The 6239-nt window shown below is 38.3% G+C and carries 5 protein-coding genes; all 5 read right to left on the bottom strand.

Annotation, left to right across the window (positions count from 1 at the left end; translation table 11 throughout):
- On the bottom strand, positions 1 to 1150 hold a 1150-nt coding region (locus tag ADA55_RS06340; protein WP_048680733.1), incomplete at its 3' end, for an iron-containing alcohol dehydrogenase.
- 108 nt (positions 1151 to 1258) lie between these two features.
- A complete protein-coding gene (locus tag ADA55_RS06335) occupies positions 1259 to 1762 on the bottom strand; it encodes a hypothetical protein (RefSeq protein WP_048680731.1) in 504 nt (167 codons plus the stop codon).
- 78 nt (positions 1763 to 1840) lie between these two features.
- Positions 1841 to 2737 carry a phosphogluconate dehydrogenase (NAD(+)-dependent, decarboxylating) gene (gnd, locus tag ADA55_RS06330; protein ID WP_048680728.1) on the bottom strand — a complete coding sequence of 299 codons (897 nt, stop codon included), beginning with the start codon at positions 2735 to 2737 and terminating at the stop codon, positions 1841 to 1843.
- Between the two features lie 29 nt (positions 2738 to 2766).
- A complete protein-coding gene (gene zwf / locus ADA55_RS06325; RefSeq protein ID WP_082162814.1) occupies positions 2767 to 4287 on the bottom strand; it encodes a glucose-6-phosphate dehydrogenase in 1521 nt (506 codons plus the stop codon).
- Positions 4288 to 5213: 926 nt separating this feature from the next.
- Positions 5214 to 6065: a YitT family protein gene (locus ADA55_RS06320; protein ID WP_048680724.1), complete on the bottom strand. Its 852-nt coding sequence runs from the start codon at positions 6063 to 6065 to the stop codon at positions 5214 to 5216.
- Between the last annotated feature and the right edge of the window lie 174 nt (positions 6066 to 6239).

Genomic DNA, 6239 nt, shown 5'->3' with positions numbered 1-6239 from the left:
CTCCGTTGTAAGCCGCAATATAGATTTTTTTCATATCCTCCACCGATACTTCTCGTGGATTGGATGGAGTACAAGGATCCTCAACAGCTCCTGCTGCCATCTGGTTCAGGTGTTTTTCAAATTCTGCTTCTCCCACACCAAATTCCTTTAGTGTTAATGGCAGATTCAAAGATTTGTTTAAACGACGGATGAGGTCTGTTAACGAGTCAATCAATTCGTCATCCGTATTTCCGGTTAAACCAAGCATCCTTGCAATATCCGCATATCTTGAGCTTTCCGCCTTTCTATTATAATCAATCACATATGGCAAGTAGAGTGCATTTGCTGTACCGTGCGGAATTTCAAAAATGGCTCCGCTCTTATGGGCTAAGCTGTGGACAATTCCTAAAAATCCATTGGAAAAGGCCATGCCGGCTATGGCCTGGGCATAATGCATTTCTGCCCTTGCCTGTTTGTCACCTACTGCGGATTTTTCAATATTTTCTACCACTTGCCTAATCGACTGCATGGCCAGCGGATCAGTAAAAGAGTTGTGCAGGGTGGATACATATGCCTCAATGCCATGTGTCAATGCATCCATCCCCGTATAGGCTACAATCGAAGCAGGCATGGAATACGTCAGTTCAGGATCAACGATTGCAATGTCAGGCGTAATTTCATATCCAAAAACCGGATACTTCACTCCCTTATCATAGTCCGTAATAACGGAGAATGGAGATACATCACTGCCTGTTCCGCTAGTAGTTGAAATGGCAATAAAGCGAGCTTTTTCACGCAATGTTGGCAGTACATTTGGAGCCTTGATTTGGTCAAATGGCAGTTCGGGGTTTTCATAAAAAATCCACATCAGCTTAGCCGCATCAAGCGGAGATCCGCCGCCGGCAGCAATGATCCAATCCGGCTGGAATTCTTCCATCTTCTTGCCGCCGTTTTGAGCGGTTGTAATAGATGGATCGTTTTCAACACCTTCGATTAGTTGCGTCTCAATGCCTGCCTCTCGTAAATAAGTTTGGATTTTATCGAGATAACCGGATTTTTTTATCGATTGACCGCCAATAACAACCGTCGCTTTTTTCCCTTCAAGGGTTTTTAAAACTTCTAAGGATCCTTCTCCAAAATAAACATCTCTCGGAATAGTAAATCGATTCATATGTGTAAATTCTCCTTTTCTGTGGTGAAATTAGCAACTTTAAGGTTCCCTTATCCATTTTTTTGAAATTGAGTACGTCATAAGTGTTTCCCATCATCTTAAATGTTACTAATGAACAAATTCAGGTTTTCCCTCAACAATGGTCCCTACTATATCTTCTGCTTCGATTTCGAGTAATTTCTCCAAGAACCTTATGGTTCCTAATACTGCTTGAATATCCCCCTCTGTTTGAACGTCTTCCATTTTCTTTTGAACAATCAGTTCATTTATAACTTGTTTGAAAGCCTGGGTCTTTATAAGCCATTCTCCAACAAGTTTCTTTGTTGCGTCTTTCTCGCCTGCATTTTTCACTGCAAATAAACTTTCCGTTTTTGTTTCTACGAGCGTTACGGAACCAAAATCGGAATCCATACGGATGCGAAAATAATTCTTTCTACTGTCATAATATCTTTCTTCTTTTAATAGAAAATACTCTATCCCTACTGTGATTTCAAAAAAGGGTTCTGTCTCTGTAGGATATTGTAGTTCTCTTACATCAACACTTTTGACAACGTCTAAATACGTCTCCAAACCATATTGGGTACTAATGATTTTTGCATCCATTACGTTCATGATTTCACTCCCTTTTTCACCTTGCGGATTGTTTTAATATATAATCATCTGGTTTACTAAAATCCATCCCATATTAACCTAATCGCTTTTTTCAACTGCATGGCCACCAAACTCGTTCCGAAGGGCAGCAACCACTTTCCCTGTAAATGTGTCATGATCTAAAGAACGGTAGCGCATCAAAAGAGACATGGCGATCACGGGAGTGGCTGCCTGCAGATCCAAGGCCGTTTCCACTGTCCACTTTCCTTCTCCTGAAGAATGCATGGTTCCTTTGATTTGTTCTAAGTTTGCATCTTTAGAAAATGCACGTTCTGTTAAGTCGATGAGCCATGAACGAATGACTGAACCGTTATTCCATACTCTTGCCACTTTTTCATAGTCAAAATCAAACTCACTTTTCTCCAGTACTTCAAATCCTTCGCCAATCGCAGCCATCATCCCATACTCGATTCCGTTGTGGACCATTTTTAAGAAATGGCCGCTGCCTGCTGGACCAGCATATAAATATCCTTTTTCTACCGCTGTGTCTCGAAATATGGGTTCAACCATACTCCAAACTTCTACATCCCCGCCGACCATGTAACAAGCTCCGTTACGCGCTCCTTCCATTCCCCCGGATGTACCAACATCCATAAAGCTTACACCAACTTGCTTTAGCTGGCCGTAGCGGCGAATGGAGTCCTTATAATGAGAATTACCAGCTTCGATTACGATATCGCCTTTACTCAAGTATGGAGTGATCTCATTTATAACTGAATCAACAACAGCGTGCGGAACCATGATCCAGATAATTCTGGGGCCGTCCAGGATTTTAATAAGTTCCTTAAAACTCGATGTTTCTATAGCACCGTACTTACTGATTTCTTCTACAGCATTAACATTTAAATCGAAGGCGGCTACTTCGTAGTCGTGGTCAATTAGATTTTTTCCTAAGTTTAACCCCATTTTCCCTAACCCGATTAATCCAACTTGCATCCTCTTGTCCTCCTGTACTATTCGTGTTGTTATCCTATTTTTAATGTTTTTACTGATTGATCTTTTGAAATCATCTCATACTTAGACCCTTGGTATTCCCACCAATAAAACCCGTCCTCTTTTAAAAGTTCATCTGAAGCATCTGGCCCCATCGAACCTGAACGATACAAATGTAAGGGGACTGTGTTTTCCTCAAACGCTTCTAAAACTGGCTGCACCCATTTCCACGATAATTCCACTTCATTCCAGTGAGCAAAGAATGTCGAGTCACCGCGTAATGCATCAAAGATTAAGAGTTCATAAGCTTCGGGTATGTCTTTTGCTCCTGTTGAGAAATCAATTGAAATAGGCTCAATTTTCCCGTTTTTTAGCGGATTCTTACTATTCAATTGCAACGATATCCCTTCATTGGGATTGATATTGACAATTAGTAGATTTGGTTCCGTTTGTTGATCGGATCCATACAATTCCTTCACTGGATTTTTAAACTCAATGACGATACGTGTTGACTTTTCCTTCATTCTCTTTCCCGTACGGATATAGAAAGGAACTCCTCGCCAAAAATCATTATCAATCCATAAACGGGCGGCAACAAAAGTATCATTGAAAGAGGAAGAATCAACCCCAGGTTCCTCCCTGTATCCAACCACTGGCTCATGATTCATTTCTCCGTCACTATATTGGCCACGGACAACTTGAGAACCGACATCCTCCTTCTGCAAAGGCCGCAATGATTCCATCACCTTTCTCTTTTCATTCCGGATATCTGCCGCACTTGTCGTTTTTGGTAAATGCATGGTCGTCATCATCAACATTTGCAGCATATGATTCTGGAACATATCCCGGATGGCTCCGGCTTGATCATAATATCCCGCTCTGTCTTCTACTCCAACCGTTTCACTAGCCGTTATTTGTATATTGGCTATGTGCTGATTATTCCATAAGGATTGAAGCACAGGATTGGCAAATGCCAATGCTTCGAGGTTTTGAACCATTGTTTTGCCAAGATAATGGTCTATCCGGTAAATTTCCTCTTCGCTAAAAGATTTGCGTAGCCTTTGATTTAAATCTTGGGCGGAAACCATATCATGCCCAAACGGCTTTTCAATAATCAGGCGTTTCCATCCATTGGTCGTTCCCAATCCGCTTTCTTTAATATTAGAGGCGATTACATCGAAAAACTCGGGTGCAACAGACAGATAGAATAATCGATTTTCAGGAATGTTTAACTCCCGTTCACGCCTTTGAACCAAATTAAGCAGTTCTTGATACCCTTCCACATCCGTTACATCTAATTGGCTGTAACGAAACGCGTCGATAAATTCTTTTAATTTAGCTTTATCTTCGATAAAGCGTCTAGAAAATGTTCTTAATGAATGTTCTACATTTGTTTGAAATGCACCATCCGATAGTTCTCTCCTGCCTAACCCAATAATTGAAAATGACTGGGGCATCTTTTGATCTAAAAACAAATTAAAAAGAGCCGGATAAATTTTTCTTTTAGCCAAATCACCCGTTGCTCCAAACAAAACAAAGGTCATAGAATCCACTTTTCATTCCTCCATTTTTTAAAATCTTTTCCAATAGAAAAGATAGGTACCTATTCTAATACTTGATAATTGTTGGTTATGGTAACCATATAAGGCACATCAAATTTTTTACGATCTAAATGATTGCAGACTTTCGCTACCCCGCATCTGCTTTATACACTTGATTATTTCTCCAAACTTGCACCATGAAAATGAATTTCCGGAAATGGTCATATCCATATTGAGGACATTAATCATTTGTAGTGATTGTTAAACATCTTTCTCAAACTTTTCGATGTTTTGGTTTTTGCCTTACCCTCATCGTTTCATTCCTTTCTGCATTCATTAATAGACGATCTATCTTGAATAATGCGTATAACTTCCACCTAACAACTGTATCCGATGTTGTTACAGTTTAGAAAGATTAGATTTATCTTAAATCCGATCTTATTTTCAAAATACAAAGGAGAATTCTTCATTCCCCTGTTAAAAGGCCTAATGTATATGTGCCTTTTTATCTTAACAATTGCCGCTTAAAAAAGATTGGTTGCGGCATTGATGGTTAGTATAATATCTACAACGAATAATTAAAAGTACGCACTTTTTTATTATATAATGTTTAAAAATTCACTTAGTATACTTTTATATACTATATGGTGTTGTGAGATTTTCAATTAGAGGATTTAAAATAAAAAGATCTTCTTTATTTACGAGGATCTTTCAAAATTTCCTTAGAGTCATTATTTAAAAAATAGTTTTATCGACTCATGATAAATAAAGGAATATTCTTGGGGTCACGACTCGTTGTAATGTTTTTGCTTACTGCTGACTCTTTGCCCTTTTCGTTTGCACAGGCATTTATCAAACCTTTGCGAATTGGTTTATAATGGGGGATATACACAAGTATCAACATGAGACTAACTAATATAAGCAAATATTAAGCTTTATTATTTAGAAGGATTTGCTTTCGGTATTATAAGCGACCTATCTATACCAGATGTTTCACAAACATAGGACGCCTCCATAATAGCTGATGGATCGGTTGCTAAAACGACACTTTTTAATTTGGAAAAAAGAAACCTGTTCGTAATACAATAAATAACCTTCTTTTTTTTTCCTAAAAAACCGCCTTCTCCATATAAAAATGTGATGCTGATATTTAAATGACTGATAATGCTATCTCCAACTTCATCAGGTTTTTCTGAAATGATTATGACAGATTTCCCATGATTTAATCCATCTAAAACATAATTAATCATTTTCGTCACTATATAAAAAACTGCCAGAGAAAGCATGGCCTGTTCCAATGTATAGACAACCGCCGCAATCGTTAATATGAAAGCATTTACGACTAATAAAAATGAGGCAATCGGAAATTGATAGTGTTGGTTAAACCAAATCGCCAGCATTTCAGTGCCATCTATTGCACCGCCAAATTTTACAACGATTCCTATCCCAACTCCTAAGATTACCCCACCGTATAGAACAATTAAGACTTCAGATTGAGTAATAGGAGGAATCGATTTAAATAGTACTAAACTAACGGTAGTAATGATATTTGCATATAGAGTTCTAATGACAAAGGTTTTACCCACTTCTTTAGCTGTAAAAATTAAGATAGGAATATTTAAGCCCAAAAATACAACATAAATTGGGATTCCCCATAAAGCATTGGCCATAATCGATAAGGCTGTTACACCACCATCTACTAGCCCGTTTGGTGCTAACATCGTTTCTAATCCCATAGCAACGATTGACGCCCCAAAAGTTAAAAAAACATACTCAACAAATTTTTTCATCATCTCACCTCAAAATATGTATTATTCTTGATTCCTTACTATAAAACAGTTCAGCTAAGATCCTTTACAACACAGGAATATTATTTACCTTTTTCCAGATTGTACACCTTTATTTCCCTTATGCACTGGATCATTGCAAATAAAAAGACCACAAGTCTTGACTTATTAAAAGTC

The organism is Bacillus sp. 220_BSPC (assembly GCF_001054655.1).
Taxonomy (GTDB): domain Bacteria; phylum Bacillota; class Bacilli; order Bacillales; family DSM-1321; genus Peribacillus; species Peribacillus frigoritolerans.
This window is presented reverse-complemented; position numbering and strand designations above follow the sequence as displayed.

What these genes read in the sequence shown, in the direction of transcription:
- ADA55_RS06335 (WP_048680731.1), bottom strand. Translation starts at nt 1,762, where the DNA reads ATGAACGTAATGGATGCAAAAATCATTAGTACCCAATATGGTTTGGAG.
- gnd (WP_048680728.1), bottom strand. Translation starts at nt 2,737, where the DNA reads ATGCAAGTTGGATTAATCGGGTTAGGGAAAATGGGGTTAAACTTAGGA.
- ADA55_RS06320 (WP_048680724.1), bottom strand. Translation starts at nt 6,065, where the DNA reads ATGAAAAAATTTGTTGAGTATGTTTTTTTAACTTTTGGGGCGTCAATC.